Origin of the sequence: Veillonella sp. T11011-6 (genome assembly GCF_002959755.1) — a bacterium.
Classification (GTDB): domain Bacteria; phylum Bacillota; class Negativicutes; order Veillonellales; family Veillonellaceae; genus Veillonella.
Window position 1 is genome coordinate 170693 of the sequence record NZ_PPCW01000005.1, and the last position, 22403, is coordinate 193095.

Here is a 22403-nt window from a genome sequence, read left to right on the forward strand (position 1 = left end):
AAGTAGGTCTTTTTTATATGGTTGATAAGGGAAATGTAATTGACGTTTAACTCCCCCTTTTCTATAATTAATAAGATAGGTATATGACCTGTAATAATAGATATAATTAATCGTTAACATAGATGTAAGGAGAAAGTATGCGCCTTCGTAGAAAACCGTGGATTGATGAAGCTATCCACGAATATGACTCTCATATCATTTTGTCTGGTCAAGAACAGTACAAGGGCAAATGGCGTGAGTTATTTGCCCATCCTGAACGTCCATTATATATGGAACTTGGAACAGGTAAGGGACGTTTTATTGCAGGCATGTCTGAAGCGTATCCAGATGCTAACTTTGTAGGTTTTGAAGTGCAAATTGGCGTAATTTATTATGCGGCTCAAAAGATTTTTGAAGCAGAGCGTGATAATGCTAAGGTATCTCTCTTTGATATCGCTGGCATTGAAGAGGTTGTAGCGCCTGGTGAAGTAGATCGTTTTTATATCAACTTCTGTGATCCATGGCCTAAGGCGAAACATGCTAAGCGTCGCCTCACATACCATACATTCCTCGATCGATATGCCCGTCTTTTAAAAGATGGTGGCGAGGTTCACTTTAAAACTGATAACGAAGGTTTATTTATGTTCTCTCTTGAAGAATTCAAAGAATGTGGATGGGAACTTAAGAATGTAACCTATGACTTACATAGCACAGACCTTCCAAATGTAAAAACTGAGTATGAAGAGAAGTTCAGTGCTAAAGGGCAACCTATTTTCCGCTTAGAAGCAATTAAGCCAAAAGTACAAAAGGAGGCTTAATATGGAAACACCGAATAAGGGGGATAGTCGGTGGGGCTCACTCTTTAAAAATGATTTACAAGGTATGCTCTTACCTATATTGCTCATCACGATTATAGGTAGTGTAAATATCTTCAGTGCCACCTATATAAGCTCTATTTACGAAAATACAGGGCTGTTGGGGTACTTTACTAAGCATATGGGCTATTTGTTATTTTCTATGGCTGTTGGCGTTGTGTTATATCGTTATGATTATAGAAAGTTACAGAAACCACATATGTTGCAACGTATCATGATTGCAACACTCATAGGCATGGTCTTAGTTCTTTTAATAGGTTCCGTTATTAATGGTGCGCGTCGGTGGATTGTTATCGGCCTCGTATCTATACAGCCTTCAGAATTTGCCAAGTTAGCGGCCATAATATGGACATCGGCTAAGTTAAGCACCATGAGAAAATGGGGCAAACCGCGATATAATAACCCACTAACGAATTTACAAGGTTATGTGGGAGAACGGGTAGGTTATATGTTGCCAATGTTAGTTTGGCCTATAATCTTTGCGATTCTAACCATCTTGCAACCAGATATGGGTACTACCGTTCTAATCTTTGGATTCTCCTTCATACTAATTTACTTAGCCGGCTTTGATGGGCGATTCTTTGGCGGTGCCTTTGCCGTAGCTGGTGTGATAGGCTTCATTGCAGCTCGTATGTCGCCGTATCGTTGGGAACGGATTCAGTCTTGGTTCGATCCTTGGCCTCATGCTCAAGATATGGGCTATCAAACTGTACAAGGTCTATTGGCCGTAGGTTCTGGTGGTATTCTTGGGGAAGGCTTTATGCAAGGTACATCTAAGTACTTTTACTTGCCAGAGGCTCATACCGATTTTGCATTTGCCGTGTGGGCTCAAGAAATGGGCTTTGTCGGTGCTGTCTTTGTCGTTCTATTGGTTGCGGCCTTTACATACTTTGGGTTCCGCATTGCGAATAAATCTCGTGATGAATTTGGCAGATGGTTAGCTATGGGCATAACCTTGCTCATCAGTGGACAAGCCTTATTTAATATTGCCATGGTTTGCGGCATTATGCCGGTAACAGGTGTGCCTTTGCCATTTATTAGTTATGGTGGGTCTTCATTATTAATGAACTTTATGGCCATAGGCTTATTAGCTAGCGTTGGTCGCCGTAATGTAGAAGGTGTAAAACAAGTTGGTACGACTGAGGATTTACCATCCTTGCGTGAAGAGACACAAAGTCGCTTCAAGCCTAAGGCGACTCCAGAAGCAGACAAGACTGAAATGCCTGGTCCGTTTAGACCTAGAGAGTCTAGAAGGCCAACGCGTAGACGTCCGAGACCTAAAAATTGATGTGTAATTCTTATGTTTCATAAGAGTAACATATATGTGTAAAATCCAATGCTATATCATACCGGGTATAGCGTTGGAACCTAGTGTTGTTATTGTGGTGAGAGGAAAAAATGAAGGATTATATTGATATTCAAGAGCGCCCGTCTTGGGGGCGTATGTTGCCACTTAGTTTCCAACATTTATTTGCTATGTTTGGCTCTACTGTATTAGTACCATATTTGTTAAAAGTAGATCCTGCAACGGCTTTATTTATGAATGGTATCGGCACTTTGTTATACCTGTTCGTATGTAAAGGTAAAATCCCTGCATACCTCGGTTCTAGCTTTGCTTTCATTGCTCCTGTAGCTGGTGTATTATCTGCCGGCCTCGGTTATGAGGCAGCTAAAGGTGCCTTCGTTGTATTTGGTTTATCCTTTGTGATTTTATCTGTTCTAGTTCGCTATATTGGTACGCGTTGGATTGATAAGTTATTCCCACCGGCTGCCATGGGTGCTATCGTTGCTATTATTGGTTTGGAATTGGCACCAGTAGCGATGAGTATGTCTGGCCTTTTTGGTAATCAAGACTTGGGCATGAGCCACAGCCAAGCTGTATTTATTTCTATGTTTTCCTTAGTTGTTACCTTGCTTGGTACTGTTGTGTTCCGTGGCTTCTTAGCCGTTATCCCTGTTTTGATTGGCGTTGTTTCCGGTTATATATTATCCGCCTTTATGGGTGTTGTTGATTTCTCTAGCGTAGAGGCTGCACCTTGGTTCTCCTTACCACAGTTCTATGGCATGCCTGTATTTGATATCAATGCAATCATCATGATTATGCCAGCACTCTTTGTAGTATTTGCAGAACATGTAGGTCACTTGGTTGTAACTAGTAACATCGTATCCAAAGACTTGATGAAAGAACCAGGCTTACAACGTTCTTTGCTCGGTGATGGTCTTGCGAACATCTTATCTGGTTTCTTTGGGGCTACACCAAATACGACATACGGTGAAAACATCGGTGTACTCGCTATCACTCGTTGCTTCAGTGTATGGGTTATCGGCGGTGCTGCTGTTCTTGCGATGATTATCTCCTTTGTAGGTAAAGTAGCAGCTCTTATCCATGCTATCCCAGTACCGGTTATGGGTGGTGTATCCATTCTCTTGTTCGGTATCATTGCTGCATCCGGTTTGCGTATGCTTGTAGAACGCAAGGTAGATTATACAAATCCTGTGAACATGATCTTAACATCTGTTATCCTTGTTGTAGGCCTTAGTGGTGCTGAACTTGCTGTAGGTCCTGTTGTATTGAAAGGCATGGGCCTTGCGACTGTAGTAGGCATGGCAATGAGTATCATCTTATTGCTCCTTCAAAAAACAGGCGTTGGTAATGACCAATTGAAAAAAACAGAAGTATAATTACTGTCAAATCTATTGATGAAAAAGCATCTTACGATGATAACTGACAATAGTAAAGCTTTAAACTAATATACTTTATACATAACGACTACTGAATCAGGTATAACCTGTGAAAGTAGTCGTTTTTGTTTTTCTTTATAATTTATTCTTTATATTGTATAATGAAGATATAAGTTGTATAAAATTAATTAAAGAGAGGAGGGCCTATGGAGTTTTTAATTTGGATGGCTATAGGGATTGCCCTAATGGCTGTAGAACTCGTTGTTCCAGGCGGTATTTTGGGCCTCATCGGTTATTGTACATTCCTTTGGGGTGTATATGTAGCCTTAGGAGAGGGAACGGAAGCGTTGTATGCCGTACTGGGATTAACAGCCTTGTTAATTGTCCTTATCATCGTGTTCTTTAATCACTTTGAAAAGACTTGGATAGGCAAATTGTTTACCTTAGGGCAACGATCTACGACAAAAGCTGGTTATGTATCTAATGATGTATTAGAGGACTTAGTCGGTAAAGAAGGCGTAGCTCATACTACACTACGCCCTGCAGGTATTGCTAAAATTGATGGTAATTTGGTGGATGTTGTGACCGAAGGGGACTTCATCGATGCCGGTTCACCTATTGTGGTGCTTCGTGTTGTGGGCGGCCGCAATATAGTTAGAAAGCGCGATTAAGCTTTCACCACATCGTCGTATATAATGGAGGTTATTATGGATGTAGGTATTTTAATCTTGATTCCCATTCTACTGATTGGGATTATGGTGTTCTTGTATATTGTGCCATTAGGCCTTTGGGTATCTGCTCTTGCAGCAGGCGTTAATGTAGGTATCTTCACACTCGTAGGTATGCGCTTGCGCCGTGTAAATCCATCCCAAATCGTAATGCCTTTGATCAAAGCCAATAAAGCAGGCCTTGATGTTAATGTAAATCAGCTAGAAGCGCATTACCTTGCAGGTGGTGACGTTGACCGCGTTGTAGATGCGTTGATCGCCGCTGAACGAGCATCTATTCCTTTGACATTTGAACGTTCCGCAGCTATCGACCTTGCAGGTCGCGATGTATTGGAAGCAGTACAAATGTCCGTTAATCCTAAAGTGATTGAAACACCAATTATCTCTGCAGTAGCAAAAAACGGTATCGAACTCAAGGTTCGTGCTCGTGTAACTGTACGTGCTAATATTGACCGCCTCGTTGGTGGTGCTGGTGAAGCTACGATTATCGCCCGCGTTGGTGAAGGTATCGTAACAACTGTAGGTTCCTCTGAAGAGCATACAGATGTATTGGAAAATCCAGATCACATCTCCCGTACTGTATTGGGTAAAGGTCTTGATGCGGGTACTGCATTTGAAATCTTGTCCATCGATATTGCAGACGTAGACGTAGGACGTAACATCGGTGCTCAATTGCAAACTGACCAAGCGGAAGCGGATAAGAAAATCGCTCAAGCTCGCGCCGAAGAACGCCGTGCTATGGCTGTTGCAACAGAACAAGAAATGCGTGCTAAAACACAAGACATGCAAGCTAAGGTTGTGGAAGCGCAAGCTGAAGTACCTAAAGCATTGGCAGAAGCTTTCAGAAATGGTAATCTTGGCGTTATGGATTACTACAATATGAATAATATTATTGCAGACACTAAAATGCGTGAAAACTTAGCAGATAGTGAATAGGAGTAGCTATGGACTCTATTTTGTCTTCTGTGCTATCCATCTTTTCGCATAACCCTATATTTGTTCTAGGTATCATCGCGTATATTGCTTTTTCTATTATAAAAAGCAAAAATACAGAAGAGTCTGATGACTATGATAACTATGAAAGTTCGAGTTCTGGCCAGACTTGGGAGGATATGGAGCGTGAATATGGTATCTCTATAGAGAAAAAGCCTGTAGAACCTTCACCTGAGGATTTGTTGTATGATGATGATTTTTATCGAGATATTTTTAAAAATAGACCGATTGAGAATCAGCATCCTGAGGCCCCTTTACGAAAAAAGGGCGGAAGACTGTTTCAATATGATGATTCGGAGACATCTGAAAAACATGTTGAAGTGCATCCAAGTAATGATAAAACTCAAACAGTTTTAGCTTCCGAGAATCATTACGATGAAGCGTCTACAACGCAACAAGGTACTCATGATTCATCCAAGAAAACTTCAAGTAAATCAACTGGCTTTAGTACGAGTTCAACTCGTTTAAGTAGAGAGTCTGTTACAGGTCCAACCTTGAGTGAACGATTGGCCGAATTCAAGCGAGATAAGGCTTCTAAAGAAGGAAAGGTACTCCTTGATACGAATGTGGTAACGACTTCGCCAATTACTTCGACCAGTGTTCATACATCAAGTCATAGACGTATATCAAATCATGCTCTAAAAGAAGGCATGAAATGGTCTATCATCTTGAGTAAGCCTAAGGCTCTTGAACGCAGATATCGCTAAGTTGGGTTAGCCAATACGTTTATTAGCCATTAGAAAATATGGCTATCAAATATTGGTCATAATGTTTACTGGATTATTGGTGATCCATGACCATCGTTATTTGCGGATAGATGTTGTATAGCAATTATAACGGCACATATCCTATGTGGTGCATATAATTACATATGGAAAGAGGTTCCTATTGGTCACCTATGTGACTATTAGGAACCTCTTTTTTTATTGTCTTTTTTTGATGGAACTTTCACAATAATAGGGAAAGGAGTTCGTCTATGAGGAAAGGTGATAGTATGTATCGTAATGTGCGCGTTATACCTAAACAGTTGCTGGAACAATTATATGTAGAGAAACAGTGGAGTGTTCGCGAGGTGGCAGAGTATTTTCAATGTAGTGTAGATACAATTATGCGTCGTATGAAGGAATATGATATTGAGCGAAGACCGTTAAAGAAAGAACTTAACATGGTTCATGTACAAGCTTTATATGAAACAGGGAAATGGTCGCTTCACTCATTGGCTAAGCGTTATGATGTATCTATTACGACAATGGCAAACCGTTTGAAAGAATATGGATTGGCTTGTCAACGATCGTCAAAGAATATAGCTATCGATCCGGTGCGTATTTGTAGGGCTTATAAAAGTGGAAATACGTCAGACTCAATTGCGCGTATGTATGGCATATCCCGATGGAAAGTACATCATGTGTTGCGGCATATGGGAATGTGCACAACACTTAAAACAAAAACATCTCGAAAGGTGGACGAGATGGCGTACTTGTATATTCATCATCATATGAGTACAGATGATATAGGTTTAGCTTATGGTATACGAGGGTCCACGGTGGCCATGTATTTACGGGAGCAAGGTATAGAAATTCGTTCAAATACATTAGAATTAGACGAAAATAGAATAAAAAACTTACGTGCTCAAGGCTATGGTGTTGCTAAAATCGCACAGATGATGGGCTGCTCTACTTCTGCCGTAAGAAAGCGGCTAGCCATGAAAAAATATATCTCTCCTTGATGTAGTGAGGTAGATACTATATACTTAAATTTATACAATGATGGGAGGAATATTATGCTTGAAATTATATCTGCTTTAATACCGTTTTTCTTACTTGGCATAGCAGCCGCTGGTTTATCCCGTGTATCTGGGGTGGCCTTGTCGATGATTATCGTACCAACCCTATTGATTTGGGGCGCTAATGCTATTGATGTTATTGCGTTTATGCTACTCTTTGTAGTGTACAACAACTTTACAATGGAAACACAAGATGTTCGTTTAGATTATAAAGATCTTGTATTGTTTCCTAAATGGCGCTTATGCATTCCATTTATTTTAAGCTTGGTTGCAGCATTCTTTGTACCCGCTGCAGGGATTGCCATCTTTATGGCCTGCTTTGTACTAGAATTGTTAGCTACTGTATACAAACGCATTCCTGAAAATAAGCGACCTCGTTTGCATCGCGTTATTGTTACATCTGTTTTAAGTGCTGTTGTAACGGCTGTAGGTGCTTATGCGGGTCCTAAAATTCCTAGTGATTATTATTTCATCTGTGCTGGTTTAGCCATCTTAATTATTACAGGCTTTGCTTGGTATGTAGGTAACCATCGAGATGCTTTTAGAAGTGCATGGGAAACAATTTGGGCTGACTTCAACTTATTCTTGGGGATGTTTGGTGTAGAAGCATCCTATTATCCAGCAGCGCTAACTCGTTCTATTCCAAATCCAATGGATCGTATGTTACCAATGATTACTGTAGTAGGTGGTTATGCAGGTCTCATGGTGGTGTTTGGGCTGTATAATATCTTCTCCATACCATCCTTGATTACTGCTATTGGTGCGGCTATCGGTATTCGTCTATTTGGTTTGTACGAGTTTCCACGTCATGGCAGCTTCTCCTACTTAGCGATTGGCTTTGCTGTAGCTGCTGTTGTATGCTTGTATCTCGTATCTCCTACACCAGTAGGATTTGATCATATTAATACATTAGTATCTCAACCAATCGGTCAATAAAGACTGTATATGATTAGTACGTGACTACTGATGTAATGCTTAGTCTGTTAGTTAATGGATTTGGATATGTGATATAGTTCATATATTATGCTGAAAGTTGAGTTCATACTAGATTGTGAAAGGGGTTGATGCTCTGTGGCAGAAACAATTGAAACTAGACCATTTCCACCGTTCTTACCAAAGAATACGACGGTGATGATGATGGGGACATTCCCACCAACTTCCGAAAAGCGATCTATGGAATTTCATTATCCTAACTTTCAAAATGACATGTGGCGCGTATATGGCTTAGTATTCTTTGACGATAAGGAACACTTTAGAAAAGGGGAGGAAAAAGCCTTTGATCCGGATAAGATTAAAGCATTCTTATCTGAAGCAGGGATTGCTTCCTGTCCTACTGTATTAAAAGCTATACGCGAAAAGGGGAATGCATCGGATGCATTTCTTAAGGTTGTTGAACCTGTACCATTGGCAGAAGTACTGGAACAAATTCCAGACTGTAAACATATTGGTACCACAGGTGGTAAGGCCACAGAAATTCTGTTGAGTCTTTTACCAGAAAAGGTTAAATTGCCTAAAACAGGGGAGACAATTCCCTTTGTGTTTAATGGTCGCGAATTGACGTTAACGCGATTACCATCTACATCTCGTGCGTATCCGTTGAGCCTTGCTAAAAAAACTGAAGCTTATAAAAACTTCTTTAAGGCGTGTGGATTAAAAACAAAATAATATAGGTAGATGTATAAAGCATATAGATGTATCAGCTATATAGAAAAGTCATTAACTAATTATTTATAAATAACACCTTTGATGTTATATCGTATCTTCGGGGATATAATATAAACGATCAAAGGTGTTTTTATTATCAAAAATTAATGTGAGTTATAAAAATGGATATATCTATATTATGATTGATTACACATATCTTGTTATAAATAAAAGTAATGAGTTCTATAACATTTTAGTTCTTGATTTCTAGAATGAGAGGTTTATAATTAATCGTTGTCGCAAATGGTTGACAATAGTTTAAGAAAATGGAGTTGATATTATGGATAAGGCTAAAGAGGCCTTATGGACAAGATCCTTTGTCCTCGATACTTTGATTAATTTCTTAGTATTTTTGATTTATTACTTATTAATCGTTATTATTGCGGTAGTAGCAAAGGATAATCTTCATGCTACAGCAAGTCAAGCTGGCTTGGCCGTTGGTATTTATATTATTGGTACCGTTGTTGCTCGGTTGTTAGCAGGACGTTTTATCAGCATCTTAGGCTGTCGTAAGATGTTGTACCTTGGTTTGTTAATTTATTTGGTTTCAACAGCCATGTACTTCTATACACCTAATTTATTGATGCTCGATAGTGTTCGTTTCTTAAATGGTTTTGCATACGGTATTACATCTACAGCTACAAGTACAATCGTAGCGGCTATTATTCCTATATCACGTCGTGGTGAAGGGATTAACTACTATGGTTTATCTACATCTCTTGCTGCTGCAGTAGGTCCGTTCTTAGGGATTTTGATGCTTCATAGCCTTGGCTATGACTTTATCATTGCCTTCTGTGTTGCTCTTATCATCCTTTGTGGTATTGGTTCCGTTATCATGAAATTTGATGAACCTAAGCTCGATATTGATTCTGAAGAACATAAAGGCATTAAAATCTCTGACTATATCGAACCACGTATGAATTCTATTAGTCTTGTTTCTATACTAGTAGGTTTTGCATACTCTGGTGTTATCGGTTTTATGGCAGCCTATACAAAAGATTTAAATCTTATCTTAGCAGGTACATTCTTCTTTGTTGTGTATGCTGTAGTTATTACGATAACAAGACCATTACTTGGTATTGTATTTGATATGAAAGGGGAAAACTTCGTTCTTTACCCTTGCTTCATATCTTTAGCACTTGGTATTTTCTTATTGTCCATCGCTCACTCTACATGGCTTATACTCTTATCTGCTGTGTTTGTTGGTCTTGGTTACGGTACATTTATGTCAAACGGTCAAGCCGTAACTGTTAAAATTGTGCCGGTTCACCGTATTGGTGTTGCCACATCCACATACTTTATTGCCTTAGATATGGGCTTAGGCTTTGGTCCATACATCTTAGGTGCCATTAAAGAGGTAGTAGGCTATACAAGCATGTTCCACGTGACTGTTGTAGTAGCGCTTCTTGCCTTTGTTGCTTACTATTTCTTATATGGTCGTTATGTAGGTACTGAAAAAGATCTTTCTTTGAAAGCTCGTGCTGAAGAAGAACAAATTAGAAATCGTAAACGCAATGGTAAACTTGCGTAGAATGTACTCTGATTTGATTAGTTTTATTTCAGTAGATGGATATTATAACTAAATTAAGAGGACTATACGAAAGATTTCGTATAGTCCTTTTTTGGTGTTAAGATATCTTAGAATTTCATTGTGTTTTAGAATGCTAGTTTTGTATTTAAATATCCTTCAAATGGCATCTAGTAGTATAGGTGCATGAGTGGTTAGATTGTAAGCTATTATTTCTCAATATTGACGATATTTACAATAACTTCTACGGCTTTTTTCATGTCATCAATACATGCGAATTCATGACGGCCATGTAGATTTTCTACGCCTGTAAAGATATTAGGAGTAGGAATGCCCATGAAGGAAATTTTAGAACCGTCTGTACCACCGCGGATAGGGTCACAAATAGGAGTGATGCCCGCTTTTTCCATAGCAGCTTTAGCTACGTTAACGCATTCCATATTATCTTTAATGATATCGTACATGTTGTAGTATTGATCTTTTACAGATACTTCACATACTTCACGGCCATAGATTTCATTTAATGTTTGACTAGCTTGTAAGAAGAATGCTTTTTTCGCTTCGAACAATTCTTTATCATGGTCGCGGATGATATAGTTCATTTTACCAGTATCTACTTGTGTTTCCATGCTCATAAGCATAAAGAAGCCTTGACGACCACATGTGTGTTCAGGAACAGCAGCACCTGGTAATAGAGAATCGAATTGCATTGCTAATTTAGCACAGTTGATCATAATGCCTTTGGCAGTGCCTGTATGAACAGATACACCTTTGAGGGTCACTGTACCGCCTGCAGCATTGAATGTTTCGTATTCAAGTTGACCGAGGCTTTCACCATCAATTGTATAGGCAAAATCAACAGGGAATTGTTTTACATCAAAGTGATCGGCGCCAGTACCGATTTCTTCGTCTGGACCGAAAGCGCACATGATTTTACCGTGCTTGATTTCTGGATGAGCTACGAGGTACGCGAGGGCTTCCATAATTTCACAGATACCCGCCTTGTCGTCGCCGCCGAGGAGCGTAAGACCATCTGTGACAACTAAGGATTTACCGATGTAATTCTTTAGATTAGGAAAATCTGCACGACGTGTGAAGATTTGATGTTCTTCGTTAAGGCAAATATCGCTGCCATCGTAATTTTCAACGATGCGAGGCTTAATATTTTCTGCGTTGTAGTCTGCTGTATCCATGTGAGCAATGAAGCCGATAGCAGGTGCTTTTTCATCTGTATTAGCATTTAATGTGCCGATGACAAAACCATTTTCACGGTTGTAAATAACTTCATCTAAACCGATTGCTTTTAAATCAGGAACGAGCACATTAGTAGCAAAGTCTACTTGAGTTTGAGTACTAGGAATTGTTGTACTTTCCTCGTTAGACCGTGTATTTATGCTTGTATAGCGTACAAAACGTTCGACCATTGATTCCATAATGAGCCTCCTCGTAAGTAAACATACGTGTTATACATACTGGTATATATACTGTACATAATAAAGATTCTTAATATACTTTCATTGTAGAACAGGGGCGGTGAAAATGCAAAATAAATATTTATGGAATGTGTGATATTTTATTCGCATAATGCATAGAAAAGCATTGAACCATATATAGTGCCGTGTTAGTATAAAGGTGAATAGTTATACGTTTGTACATTTTCTGTGAGGAGGTTTTACCATGTCGGACGAAACTCGTTCTATTCCGCCCGTAGAACCCGTATTGGATCCTAAGAAGGATTACGTAGAGATTAACTCATATGTAGTATTCTGGGGCCTATTCTATGCGGCAATTTTCACACTGGCTGTAGGTTATTTATGTTTGAAAATTGGTCAAACAGTAGATGCCTTTGCTCCAGTATCTGTACTTGCAATGGGTACAGCAGTTATTTTGAAACGGCAAAATGCTTTTGCTGAAACGGTTCACATTCAGGCTATCGCTAGTTCTAGTACGAACACATTAGCTGGTGCGATGTTCTTCTTGCCAGCTCTATACATTTGGAATGTTACAGATGTATCCTTTGTACAGATGGCGATTCCTATCATCCTTGGTGGCGTACTTGGTGTTCTATTATGCGTTATGTTCCGTCGCTACTTTGTTGAGGAAATGCACTATGTGTATCCGTTCCCAAGCGGTCGTGCTGCTGCTGAAGTACTAATGAGTAATGAAGGTAGCAAAGCGAAACTCATGCTTGGTTCTGGTCTTATCGCTCTTGTATATGACTTTATTCTTAACAGCCTTGGCTGGTGGGAAGAGGTTATCCGTACTACTGCATTTAAATGGGGTTCTGCTCTAGCAGATTCAACTAAGTTAAATGCTGCTGTAGATACAGATGCTGCGTTGCTTGGCCTTGGTTACTTCACAGGCTTACGGTATGCGGCTATTATCGCAGCTGGTTCCTTCTTCTCTTGGTTCGTATGTATTCCAATCGTATACTATTTAGCTCCGGAACATATCATGCAAATCAATGGTCATGCAGTTCCACTTGCAGAGGCTCCAATTCGTAAAGTATTCTTAGACTATGTTCGTCATATTGGTATTGGTATGCTTGCCATGGCAGGTATCATCGGCTTACTCAATATGTCCAAAGTCGTAGCTAGTGTTGTTAAAAATGCAGTGCTTGATATTTTCAGTTCCAAAACTGTAGATGTTAACTTGCTTCGTACACAACGCGACGTACCTACATCTTGGATTGGCGCTGGCATCTTGTTATGTACAGTTCTATTCGCAGCATACTTCCACTTTATGTATGCTGAAAGCTTCTCCCAAACAATCGTAGCATTCTTAATCGTTCTAATTATGTCCTTCCTATTATCTGTAGTTGGTATCAGCTCCATTGCTTATACAGGTACAGAACCAGTATCTGGTATGACAATCTTCATGATTATCATTTCCGCTGTATGTTTAACAGCTGCAGGTATGACTGGTAAGGTAGGCATGATTGCAGTCCTCATGATGGCATCCTTCATCGGTACAACCATCGGTATGGCTGGTAACTTCATGTCTGAACTCAAAGTAGCGCACATGACAGGTGCGACACCTAAGAAAATGGAACAATGGCAAATCGTTGGTACCATTCTTTGTGCAGTCCTTTCTGTAGGCGTTATGATCCTCTTGAACGATGCATATGGCTTCGTAGGAGACCATGCATTAAATGCTCCACAAGCTAATGCTATGGCTGCTATCATTGAGCCAATGATGACTGGTGGTAGTGCTCAATGGCCTCTATACATGGCTGGTGCATTATTCGCTATTATCTTGTGGATGGTAAAAGTTCCACCATTGGCATTTGCACTTGGTACGTACTTGCCTATGGAAATCAACACACCATTACTTATCGGTGGTTTGATTGCATACTTCGTACAAAATAGTACAAAAGATAAAGAATTGGCAGATCTTCGCTTCTCCAAAGGTAGCACAATTGCATCTGGTCTCGTAGCTGGTGGTGCTATTGGTTCTTTATTCAGTGCCGTACTTCGTATTGCAGGTGTTGATGTATTCGCTCAAGACTGGGTTGAAACACCAGAAGCAACATACCTCAGTATCGTAATGTACTTATTACTTTGCATATTCTTGTACAAAGTAGCTATGTACGTAAAAGCTAAAAAAGCTAAATAAAGAATAAGATATACCCTTAAGAATGTGAGTATTTTGTTTGATTAAAAATTGTTAGGAATTCTCTACTCTAGGGATGACCGCCTTTACCGAGTATTATCTGTGCTTGGTGAAGGCGGTCTTTTTATTGTTAGTTTTAGGCTTATTCCTGTGTCTATCAATAATTTCTTCGGTATAACTTAAAACTATATTAATATAATACCTATTAATATAGTCGGATTAATTGACCTTAACTATATCGAATGTTATCATAATACTATAATACCTCTAGAGGTATTATTTTTATTATGTTCATATAATGTAAGTATAGATATAATAGTTGATTGAAGAGAACTCCTGTTTCTAAGTAAACAGGGTTAAGTAGGGGCAATTATGAAATTTAAGAAAATTGCAGCTCTTTTGGGAGCTTTTACAATTGCTAGCAGTCTATTTATTGCGGGCTGTGGAAATACAAATAGTAGTCAAAAGGTATGGCGCGTTGGTACTGATGCGACCTATGCACCTTTTGGTTTTAAAGATAAAGATAGTGGTCAGTTAGCAGGTTTTGATATCGATATTATCAATGCCATTGCAAAAGAAGAGGGCATCGAAGCGGATATTCAAAACTTGAACTTTGATGCACTGTTGCCTGCATTGCAAAGTAATACTATCGACATTGCTATTTCAGATATGACCATTTCTGAAGAACGAGCAAAATCTGTAGATTTCAGTAAACCATACTATATTGCAGGTAATGGGCTCGTTGTTAATATAGATAACACAAATATTAATAGCTTTAAGGATCTAGAAGGCAAGCGTATCGGTGTATCTATTGGTTCTACGGGGGCTGAAATTGCTAGCAAGATTCCTAATGCTGATGTGCGCCAGTTCAATATCATCGTTGATGCCTTTTTAGAACTACAAAATAAAGGCGTCGATGTAGTTATTAACGATACGCCGGTAAACGAATATTATGTTAATGGGAAGGGGAAAGGTATTGCAAAAGTCACTGGAGAAGACTATGATGCGGCACCACTTGGTATTGCTGTGAAAAAAGGTAATACAGAGCTTCTCAATAAAATTAACGATGGCCTAGCTAAGATTAAAGCAAATGGCAAATATGCTGAGATTTATAAAAAATGGTTTGGTAAGGAGCCACCAGCAGAGGTGTTAAAATAGTTTGTAGATAGTACCCAAGCATATTATTTGATATAATACGCTTGGTAAGCCTCAAGTTGTAAGAGGTAAAGTATAGAATGGGTGATATGATGGCTAAACGAAGAGCATTTTTAGATATAATTAAACAGAAGGGCGCCCTCGTTTTAGATGGTGGGTTAGGGTCAGAATTAGAACGTTATGGCTGTGATCTTCAACATAAGTTGTGGTCTGCCAAGGTTCTTATGGATCAACCGGATATCATCAAGAAAATACATATTTCCTACCTAGCGGCTGGAGCAGACATTATTCAAAGCTCTGGCTATCAAGCAACTGTAGCAGGTTTTAAAGGATTAGGGCTTGGTACGGAAGAGGCCATAGAACTCGTTAAGCTATCTGTTCGTCTAGCAGTACAAGCTCGTAATGAGTTCGTGGAAGCCAAAGCGAGTGGGGCGCTTACACTTAGAGGTATTAAGCTGGGAGAAGAAACAGCAGATGGCGTTAAGTACTTTTCCGAAGGTGCATTACCGAAACCATTGGTAGCAGCCTCTGTAGGCCCATACGGAGCTTTTTTGGCGGATGGCTCTGAGTACCGTGGTTATCCTGATGTACAAACTGAGTATCTCGAGGTGTTCCACATTCCTCGCTTAGCCTTATTCTGTGAAGAAAATCCTGATATACTATCCTTTGAGACGATACCATCTTATGATGAGGCCATTGCTATTGCTCGAGCCATGTCTGATCCATATACATCAAGGGGGATTCCTGGCTGGATTGCCTTCTCTTGTAAGGATGAACATCATGTCTCTAGTGGGGAAACCATCATTAAATGTGCGGAAATGATCGATAAGGTTCGTCCTATAACTGGCCTTGGTATCAATTGCACCAAGCCAGAATATGTAGAGTCCCTAGTTAAGGATATTCGTACAGTTACCGATAAACCAATTGCTGTATATCCAAATCTTGGTGAAAGCTATGATAGTGAAACTAAAACTTGGTATGGTGACCCTGGATCTTTTGTTGATTACGTAGATGCATGGCGCGCGGATGGTGCTAATATTATAGGTGGCTGCTGTAGAACAACACCTGAAATCATCGGTGATATTGCAAAGAAAATTCATAAATAAGTGAGACTATAAAAGGCTATTCGAAGTATCTTCGAATAGCCTTTTGTTATATAGAGTTAAGATATGAGACATAAGATATAAAATATAAGATATAAGATATAAGATAATATATTATTTTGAAAGTATAAAAGAGGAGATAAGTATTGCCTCTCTTTAGAGAAATAAAAAAGCAGTGCATAAGCACTGCTTTTACTATGGCGGAGAGACAGGGATTTGAACCCTGGGTACGGGATAACCGCACACATGATTTCCAATCATGCTCCTTCAGCCGCTCGGACACCTCTCCATGTATTCTGTTGTGTAACAGGTACTTGTATAGTATATTAGATAGGAGTTTAGATGTCAAGAAAATTTTTGATGGAGTATAGTATTTTCGATAGCTATTTATTGTGTTTATAGATATCTACCTCTGCATTGCTTTCAATACATGTCCATTCTGATTTATTTAGACTATTAGGAAACTGATCAGAATCTGTTAATAAATAGATGGCGGTATTGGAAGGTAATTCGTTAGCATAAGCTAAGGGCATGATTTTTTTTGCATCCCATGATAAACTCATAGGATTTATAGAATTGTCTCGGGTTGCTTCCAATTTATAAATTGTGTGATTGCTATAGTACGTAGTTGATACACGATAATCATGACGCGCACTGATAATCATTGCATTATCGGAAATAGTATTGAGGATGTATTGACTGGTAATAACAGACGATGCATGATTCATTAGTGGCATCGCTACTGTATAGGTTAATATACCATATAACATTACAGTTAATATTGCTGCTTTCCGAATGAAACGATAATGTGGTTTACATAGTATCGCTATAAGTATTGTCATAGGTGCAAGAGCTGGGAAGGTATATGTTGTATACTTAGTAGCCATACAAGTAAAAAATATAAGTACAGTTAAGGCCCATATACCTAAAAAGATGGTGAAGGGGGTTATATGATTGTGTTTATGTAAGCGCTTTCTTTGTGTATAAAGCTTATAGGATATAATAAAAGACCATGGGAATAGGGCGATGAGTGTTACAATAATGTAGTAATACCATACATTGAATTGGGGATGTTCTGACACAGTAGCACGTAACCAGTTATGGACTCCCAAAAATACATTGATGAAATCACTACCATGCATTGTATACATATAGATATACCAACTCCCACCTATGAAAGTAAGTAGTAATAAGCCTAGTGGTATTTTTAGATATAATAATTCTTTGAGATTATGTGATACAGCTAAATATATGAGGATGATGAGTCCTGGCAATAAAAATCCAATAGGACCTTTTGTTAATACTGCTAGAGCGGCCCCTATATAAGCTATATAATAGTACGTAGCATATTTTTGATGTAACATATGCTTTCGGTACCCAATATAAAAACTCATCAAGGTAATATTGATGAATAATACTAGCGTCATATCGGTAATGACAGCTTTGGAGATAATCCAGAATTCCGCACAGGTAGCATATAGAATAGCGGCGATAACAGCCGTCTTTTTTCCTCGTATCTGATGTACAAAGCTATAGAGCAATCCAATATTCACCACTCCTAATAGAGCGGAGAAAAAGCGTGCTCCGAAATTAGAAATGCCGAATAGTTTGTAACTTATGATAAGCTCTACATAATAAAAGATAGGTTTATCATACCAATAGTGGTTAAAAATCTGAGGAGAAAAATAGTTTTGATTTAATAACATTTCCTTTGCTGTTAAAGCATAATTGGACTCTACAGGATCCGTAATGGCAAGGCCCGCATTTCCTAGAAGATATAGTATTCCTGAGATTATTAGGATTATTGTTATATGAAAGTATTTAGCATGGATCCATCTACTACAAATTTGTGGCATATTTATTAGTCCTTATTAGTCTGAAAAATAAATTATTTTGTGAAACGCTTAGTTAAGGGGCGTTGAGACTCTATAATGAGAACGCTGGATCGTTTAAATATAGTGCTAAGGTGTCTTTGCATATGTTTTAAATTACTGATATATGGTGTAATTCTTTGTTTGAGTAACTTATTATATAAAAGAAATAACACATAGGTAATAATAAAACCACCGATAATATCTATAGGATAATGATGCCCTACAAATATTTTGGCAAATCCTGTAAGAAGTGTTAGGGCAATTAAAATGGAGCCTAATCTTTTATATACAGCAAATAGAGATAGAGCTATAGCGCTCATTCCCATAGCATGTGTACTTGGAAAACTTGGATCTGCACTGTGTACTAGCAAGAGATTAACTGTATGAGATACGAATGGTCGTGGCTCTACATAGAAAAAACCGATTACTTGATGTATAGCAAGCGTAATTCCTAATAGTAAGATTGTATGTATGCTATTCATAGTAAGCTCTTTATCTTTTGTATAAAGGCCAAGCCCTAATAGGGTCGCTACTAGTATAGCCATGATTGGTGCACTAAATTTTACTATATAAATCATGAATTGATCTAAAATTGGGCTTATACCTGCTAGATTATTAATGACTTGAAACAATTCGTAGTTCATAATTCCTCCTAATGTTGAGTATGGTTTTCTTAATGCATACATCATATCGGAGAAATCTTACGAAAATCTTACGACCTTATAACAATATTAGAAAGGTGTACAGATGATATAGGATAATGTTATTTTATGCTTATAATGGAGCTATTAAAGGAGGTTTTTATGAATACATGGTTTCAAAACCTAAAGGTACAATATAAATTATTGCTCAGTAATTTATTAATGCTAGTGATACCACTTATTACACTATTCCTACTGGTTGGTGGTATTTGGAGTTTGTTGCGGTTTTCTAACCCTATAGAGCAGCGCTCTTGGATGATGTTAGCACCTAGTACGATACAATCTCAAATCCTTCAATTCGAACTAGAACAAATAAATAAAAAGTTATTATCTAAAGACACGACTGTGTTTAGCTTACGTAATAATACATCTGTTATAGAAGCGCAAGGCGTTGATGTTGTTATTATGAAAGATGATACGGTACTATATATGACACCTGACAGTGATGGTGAGCATATAGTGTCTACTTTCAAGAAAATAGGATTGATTACAGATAATGATAGTAGATACTATGAATGGGATGGTGATCGATTGACATATGTTAATCGTTATGGTGACGGTATGTTGGTCATTGGAGCGGGACACATCCCCTTTATGGCAAAATCGATGGGACATGAAACAGATGAGAAGGTACTGGTAGAGTTTCTATTTGGACTAGCTCTTGCTTTAGTAGTGGCATCGGCTGTATTTGGTGGTATTTATATTGCCAATCGCTTGTCTAAGCAAATTTTATTACCTTTACAATATCTTCAAAGGGCTGCTATAGATATTAAGAAAGGGGTTACACCTAGTCTTATTAAAGTGACCTATCATGATGAGTTAGGAGAAACTTGTGAGGCTTTTAATAATATGCAAAGATCCTTAGCCAGAGAAAAGCAATTGCGTGAAGAGTATGAAGAGAAACGGAGGCAAATGATTGCAGGCATTTGCCATGATATTGCAACACCGCTTACATCTGTTAAGGGCTATGCAAGTGGTATTTTAGATGGTGTTGCACGAACTCCAGAAAAGCAAACTCATTATGTACAAATGATATATATTATGGCTGGTAATATTGAGAAATTAGTATCTATGCTGTCTGATTTTTCAAAGCTTGAGCTTGGGCAGATTGTGTATGATTATAGACCAGTTAGTTTGAATCAAGTTATTTCTGAATATATAGAAAGACATAAAGGAGATTTTGAAGATAAAGGGATTATACTGGTAGAGTCTTATGGTGAATCTGACCAACTTCTTAGAACTGATGTAAAACAATTTGTACGAATACTGGATAATATATTTTCCAATAGTTGGAAATATAGGAGTACAGATCCACTTAAGATTAATGTTAGCACTGTCTATCAGAATCATAGGGTTCGCCTTACCATTACCGATAATGGAATAGGTGTACCAGAAGCATCATTAAATCAACTATTTGACATATTTTTCCGCACTGATGAGGCCCGTAGTGAAGTGGCTAACGGGAATGGGATAGGTCTTGCCATTGTAAAACAAATTGTAATGGATATGGATGGAGAAATTTGGGCCGAAAAGGGTTTGAATGGTTCCGGTCTATCGATTATTATGGAATTTCCAATTATGACAGAGTTGGAGGAAGCATGAAAAAAATCTTGATCATAGAAGATGATAAAGGAATTTCCGAGTTGGAAAGGGATTATTTAGAGATTGAAGGGTTTGAAGTCGAGATTGCCACTGATGGCGTGACGGGGGTAGAAAAAGCCATACAAAATGATTATAGCTGTATTATCCTAGATATAATGCTTCCTAAAAAGGATGGATTCTCCATATGTAAAGATATCCGTATGAAGAAGGAAGTACCGATTCTAATGGTTAGTGCTAAACGTGAAGATATTGATAAAATTAGAGGGTTAGGAATAGGAGCAGATGATTATTTAACCAAACCTTTTAGCCCTGTAGAACTTGTAGCACGTGTAAAATCTCACATTCAACGTTTTGAAAGAATACTAGCCTCTACTGCATCTCCTGTGAAAGTTGAAGAACCTAAGATTACAGCAGGGCACCTTGAAATTAATTTGGCATCCCGTATGGTACTACTTCATGATGAGGTTGTACCTTTAACACCAAGAGAATACGAGATTCTAGTCCTTTTAGCTACACATCCAAGCCGTGTATTTACTAAAGAAGAGATTTATGAAAGGCTGTGGGAGGCAGATTCTTTTGGTGAAACATCTACGGTTATGGTTCACGTGAATCGATTGCGTATAAAGGTGGATAAGAAATATAATGGTGAACAATATATAGATACCGTATGGGGCGTAGGGTATCGATTTCACCAATGGGACAATTATAAAATAATTAAATAGAAAAAAAGCTAGAGGCTCATAGATTTTCTTGTCTACGAGCCTCTAGCTTTTTCTATTCAATTATAATACTTCTTTAATTTCAGCTGCATCGATGGATGCTTTGATATCGTCTGCCATTTTTTCGATTTTTGGAAGATCTTCTGGTTTTAAAGAGGATTTGATATCAAGTGGTTCGGATATGATTTCAATGTCTTTGAAGTCGTTTTCAAAGTGAGCAACCATTGTTTTCATTGCAGCAGATGCCCAAGAGTGGTTACCAATGATGGATACCTTATGGTTTTGGAAGTTAAGTGCTTTTAATTCATGAATGAAGTTTTCCATAGTAAGGTATAGGTTCAAATTGTATGTAGGTGCAATTGTTACCAAGTTAGTGTATTTCCAAGCATCAGCGATAATGTAGGAAGCGTTAGTTTTGGAAACATCATAGATTTTAATATCTGTTACGCCGCGTTTAGACAATTGTTTTGCCAATTGTTGTGCAATAGCACGAGTGTTACCGTACATAGAACCGAAGGCAATAACAACACCTTTTTTACAAGCTGTGTAGCTGGACCAGTGCAAGTATTTGCGCAAGATATAATCGATAGTTTCAGGTGTACGCCAGATAGGACCATGTAGTGGAGCAATGCGTTTGATGTCAAGACCAGAAACTTTACGAATCGCATTTTGTACTTGAGGACCGTATTTACCAACTATATTTGTGTAGTAACGACGAGCTTCATCTTCGTAGGTAGCAACGTAATCAGTTTGGTCCGCAAAGATGTTACCATTAACTGTACCAAATGTACCGAAAGCATCTGCAGAGAATAATGTGCCTGTAGATTTTTCATAAGTACAAGTTACTTCTGGCCAGTGAACCATAGGCATAGTGTAGGAAACAAGAGTATGTTTACCTAGGCAAATTTCATCGCCCTCTTTAACTGTGTAATATTGGTCAGGTTTTGGAGTATTGTAGAATTGTTCAAACATGCGGAATGTTGTAGCATTACCAACCATTTTACAGTTTGGATAGCGTTCCAATGTGTCTAACAATGTTTGGCAATGATCTGGTTCCATATGGTTTACAATGATGTAATCAAGGTCGCGACCATTCAAAAGATGAGTCAAGTTGTCAAAGTATTCTTCGCGAATTTCTGCATCAACAGAGTCTACAACACAAGTTTTTTCATCATCGATGAAATAGCTGTTATAGCTAACACCATTTGGAATAGGGAATAAGTTTTCAAAACGTTCTGTAGTCCAGTCATTACTACCAATCCAGTAGATATTATGGGTCATTTTCTGAGCACAATGCATAATAAAATCCTTTCTTAACTCACATTTGTTATGTATAGGTTTACACGAATTCTCATGTTCGTAAAT

The 22403-nt window shown here is 38.4% G+C and carries 19 protein-coding genes and 1 tRNA gene; 15 read left to right on the forward strand and 5 right to left on the reverse strand.

The genetic code is table 11. The annotated features are described in order from the left end of the window. Window positions 1–137: 137 nt before the first annotated feature. The 10 genes from trmB to VRHSUH10_RS08230 all read left to right on the forward strand — a co-directional run bounded on the left by trmB (window position 138) and on the right by VRHSUH10_RS08230 (window position 10275). A complete protein-coding gene (trmB, locus tag VRHSUH10_RS08185) occupies window positions 138–797 on the forward strand; it encodes a tRNA (guanosine(46)-N7)-methyltransferase TrmB (protein WP_105090170.1) in 660 nt (219 codons plus the stop codon). 1 nt (window position 798) lies between these two features. Continuing rightward, entirely contained in the window at window positions 799–2142 is a 1344-nt protein-coding gene (locus tag VRHSUH10_RS08190; protein ID WP_105090171.1) for an FtsW/RodA/SpoVE family cell cycle protein, read from the forward strand. Between the two features lie 110 nt (window positions 2143–2252). Beyond that, window positions 2253–3536 carry a uracil permease gene (gene uraA / locus VRHSUH10_RS08195; RefSeq protein WP_105090172.1) on the forward strand — a complete coding sequence of 428 codons (1284 nt, stop codon included), beginning with the start codon at window positions 2253–2255 and terminating at the stop codon, window positions 3534–3536. Between the two features lie 206 nt (window positions 3537–3742). Then, a complete protein-coding gene (locus VRHSUH10_RS08200; protein ID WP_105090173.1) occupies window positions 3743–4207 on the forward strand; it encodes an NfeD family protein in 465 nt (154 codons plus the stop codon). Between the two features lie 36 nt (window positions 4208–4243). Beyond that, window positions 4244–5200: a flotillin-like protein FloA gene (floA, locus tag VRHSUH10_RS08205; RefSeq protein WP_105090174.1), complete on the forward strand. Its 957-nt coding sequence runs from the start codon at window positions 4244–4246 to the stop codon at window positions 5198–5200. 8 nt (window positions 5201–5208) lie between these two features. Further along, window positions 5209–5964, forward strand: a complete 756-nt coding sequence (locus tag VRHSUH10_RS08210; RefSeq protein ID WP_105090175.1) for a hypothetical protein — start codon at window positions 5209–5211, stop codon at window positions 5962–5964. A gap of 269 nt (window positions 5965–6233) precedes the next feature. Further along, window positions 6234–6983 carry a sortase gene (locus tag VRHSUH10_RS08215; RefSeq protein WP_233187105.1) on the forward strand — a complete coding sequence of 250 codons (750 nt, stop codon included), beginning with the start codon at window positions 6234–6236 and terminating at the stop codon, window positions 6981–6983. A 54-nt stretch (window positions 6984–7037) separates the two neighbouring features. Next, window positions 7038–7976, forward strand: a complete 939-nt coding sequence (locus tag VRHSUH10_RS08220) for a hypothetical protein (RefSeq protein ID WP_105090176.1) — start codon at window positions 7038–7040, stop codon at window positions 7974–7976. A gap of 135 nt (window positions 7977–8111) precedes the next feature. Further along, on the forward strand, window positions 8112–8705 hold the full coding sequence (locus VRHSUH10_RS08225) for a DNA glycosylase (protein ID WP_105090177.1): 594 nt from the start codon (window positions 8112–8114) through the stop codon (window positions 8703–8705). Between the two features lie 319 nt (window positions 8706–9024). Beyond that, window positions 9025–10275 carry an MFS transporter gene (locus VRHSUH10_RS08230; protein WP_105090178.1) on the forward strand — a complete coding sequence of 417 codons (1251 nt, stop codon included), beginning with the start codon at window positions 9025–9027 and terminating at the stop codon, window positions 10273–10275. 206 nt (window positions 10276–10481) lie between these two features. On the opposite strand, the gene pepT is transcribed toward VRHSUH10_RS08230, so the two are convergent. After that, window positions 10482–11705: a peptidase T gene (pepT, locus tag VRHSUH10_RS08235; RefSeq protein ID WP_105090179.1), complete on the reverse strand. Its 1224-nt coding sequence runs from the start codon at window positions 11703–11705 to the stop codon at window positions 10482–10484. Window positions 11706–11949: 244 nt separating this feature from the next. On the opposite strand from pepT, the gene VRHSUH10_RS08240 reads away from it, so the two are divergent. The 3 genes from VRHSUH10_RS08240 (at window position 11950) to mmuM (ending at window position 16145) form a co-directional block, all read left to right on the forward strand. After that, the gene (locus tag VRHSUH10_RS08240; protein WP_105090180.1) at window positions 11950–13887 is read left to right on the forward strand and encodes an OPT family oligopeptide transporter; all 1938 of its coding nucleotides are present in this window, start codon (window positions 11950–11952) and stop codon (window positions 13885–13887) included. 369 nt (window positions 13888–14256) lie between these two features. Further along, on the forward strand, window positions 14257–15042 hold the full coding sequence (locus VRHSUH10_RS08245) for a basic amino acid ABC transporter substrate-binding protein (RefSeq protein ID WP_105085260.1): 786 nt from the start codon (window positions 14257–14259) through the stop codon (window positions 15040–15042). Between the two features lie 77 nt (window positions 15043–15119). Further along, window positions 15120–16145 carry a homocysteine S-methyltransferase gene (gene mmuM / locus VRHSUH10_RS08250; RefSeq protein WP_105090181.1) on the forward strand — a complete coding sequence of 342 codons (1026 nt, stop codon included), beginning with the start codon at window positions 15120–15122 and terminating at the stop codon, window positions 16143–16145. Window positions 16146–16340: 195 nt separating this feature from the next. Here mmuM and VRHSUH10_RS08255 read toward each other — a convergent pair. The 3 genes from VRHSUH10_RS08255 to VRHSUH10_RS08265 form a co-directional block, all read right to left on the reverse strand. Next, window positions 16341–16431 (reverse strand) — tRNA-Ser (locus VRHSUH10_RS08255). A gap of 94 nt (window positions 16432–16525) precedes the next feature. Beyond that, on the reverse strand, window positions 16526–17998 hold the full coding sequence (locus VRHSUH10_RS08260) for a glycosyltransferase family 39 protein (protein WP_105090182.1): 1473 nt from the start codon (window positions 17996–17998) through the stop codon (window positions 16526–16528). Between the two features lie 32 nt (window positions 17999–18030). Then, complete coding sequence (locus VRHSUH10_RS08265) at window positions 18031–18660, reverse strand: phosphatase PAP2 family protein (protein WP_105085263.1); 630 nt, start codon at window positions 18658–18660, stop codon at window positions 18031–18033. A 159-nt stretch (window positions 18661–18819) separates the two neighbouring features. On the opposite strand from VRHSUH10_RS08265, the gene VRHSUH10_RS08270 reads away from it, so the two are divergent. Together VRHSUH10_RS08270 and VRHSUH10_RS08275 are read left to right on the forward strand one after the other, a co-directional pair. Beyond that, window positions 18820–20319, forward strand: coding sequence for a HAMP domain-containing sensor histidine kinase (locus VRHSUH10_RS08270; RefSeq protein ID WP_105090183.1), 1500 nt, complete (start codon window positions 18820–18822; stop codon window positions 20317–20319). Next, window positions 20316–21041, forward strand: a complete 726-nt coding sequence (locus VRHSUH10_RS08275) for a response regulator transcription factor (RefSeq protein WP_105085265.1) — start codon at window positions 20316–20318, stop codon at window positions 21039–21041. The genes VRHSUH10_RS08270 and VRHSUH10_RS08275 overlap by 4 nt, the downstream gene beginning before the upstream one ends. Window positions 21042–21101: 60 nt before the next feature. Here VRHSUH10_RS08275 and VRHSUH10_RS08280 read toward each other — a convergent pair whose 3' ends face one another. Continuing rightward, window positions 21102–22337, reverse strand: coding sequence for an FprA family A-type flavoprotein (locus VRHSUH10_RS08280; RefSeq protein ID WP_105085266.1), 1236 nt, complete (start codon window positions 22335–22337; stop codon window positions 21102–21104). Window positions 22338–22403: the final 66 nt, after the last annotated feature.

Excerpts from the sequence above, each read along its gene's own strand:
- VRHSUH10_RS08280 (WP_105085266.1), bottom strand. The coding sequence starts at position 22,337 with ATGCATTGTGCTCAGAAAATGACCCATAATATCTACTGGATTGGTAGT.
- VRHSUH10_RS08270 (WP_105090183.1), top strand. The coding sequence starts at position 18,820 with ATGAATACATGGTTTCAAAACCTAAAGGTACAATATAAATTATTGCTC.
- VRHSUH10_RS08210 (WP_105090175.1), top strand. The coding sequence starts at position 5,209 with ATGGACTCTATTTTGTCTTCTGTGCTATCCATCTTTTCGCATAACCCT.
- VRHSUH10_RS08260 (WP_105090182.1), bottom strand. The coding sequence starts at position 17,998 with ATGCCACAAATTTGTAGTAGATGGATCCATGCTAAATACTTTCATATA.
- VRHSUH10_RS08220 (WP_105090176.1), top strand. The coding sequence starts at position 7,038 with ATGCTTGAAATTATATCTGCTTTAATACCGTTTTTCTTACTTGGCATA.
- VRHSUH10_RS08265 (WP_105085263.1), bottom strand. The coding sequence starts at position 18,660 with ATGAACTACGAATTGTTTCAAGTCATTAATAATCTAGCAGGTATAAGC.
- VRHSUH10_RS08245 (WP_105085260.1), top strand. The coding sequence starts at position 14,257 with ATGAAATTTAAGAAAATTGCAGCTCTTTTGGGAGCTTTTACAATTGCT.
- VRHSUH10_RS08240 (WP_105090180.1), top strand. The coding sequence starts at position 11,950 with ATGTCGGACGAAACTCGTTCTATTCCGCCCGTAGAACCCGTATTGGAT.
- trmB (WP_105090170.1), top strand. The coding sequence starts at position 138 with ATGCGCCTTCGTAGAAAACCGTGGATTGATGAAGCTATCCACGAATAT.
- VRHSUH10_RS08215 (WP_233187105.1), top strand. The coding sequence starts at position 6,234 with ATGAGGAAAGGTGATAGTATGTATCGTAATGTGCGCGTTATACCTAAA.
- uraA (WP_105090172.1), top strand. The coding sequence starts at position 2,253 with ATGAAGGATTATATTGATATTCAAGAGCGCCCGTCTTGGGGGCGTATG.
- floA (WP_105090174.1), top strand. The coding sequence starts at position 4,244 with ATGGATGTAGGTATTTTAATCTTGATTCCCATTCTACTGATTGGGATT.
- VRHSUH10_RS08230 (WP_105090178.1), top strand. The coding sequence starts at position 9,025 with ATGGATAAGGCTAAAGAGGCCTTATGGACAAGATCCTTTGTCCTCGAT.
- VRHSUH10_RS08200 (WP_105090173.1), top strand. The coding sequence starts at position 3,743 with ATGGAGTTTTTAATTTGGATGGCTATAGGGATTGCCCTAATGGCTGTA.
- pepT (WP_105090179.1), bottom strand. The coding sequence starts at position 11,705 with ATGGAATCAATGGTCGAACGTTTTGTACGCTATACAAGCATAAATACA.
- mmuM (WP_105090181.1), top strand. The coding sequence starts at position 15,120 with ATGGGTGATATGATGGCTAAACGAAGAGCATTTTTAGATATAATTAAA.
- VRHSUH10_RS08275 (WP_105085265.1), top strand. The coding sequence starts at position 20,316 with ATGAAAAAAATCTTGATCATAGAAGATGATAAAGGAATTTCCGAGTTG.
- VRHSUH10_RS08190 (WP_105090171.1), top strand. The coding sequence starts at position 799 with ATGGAAACACCGAATAAGGGGGATAGTCGGTGGGGCTCACTCTTTAAA.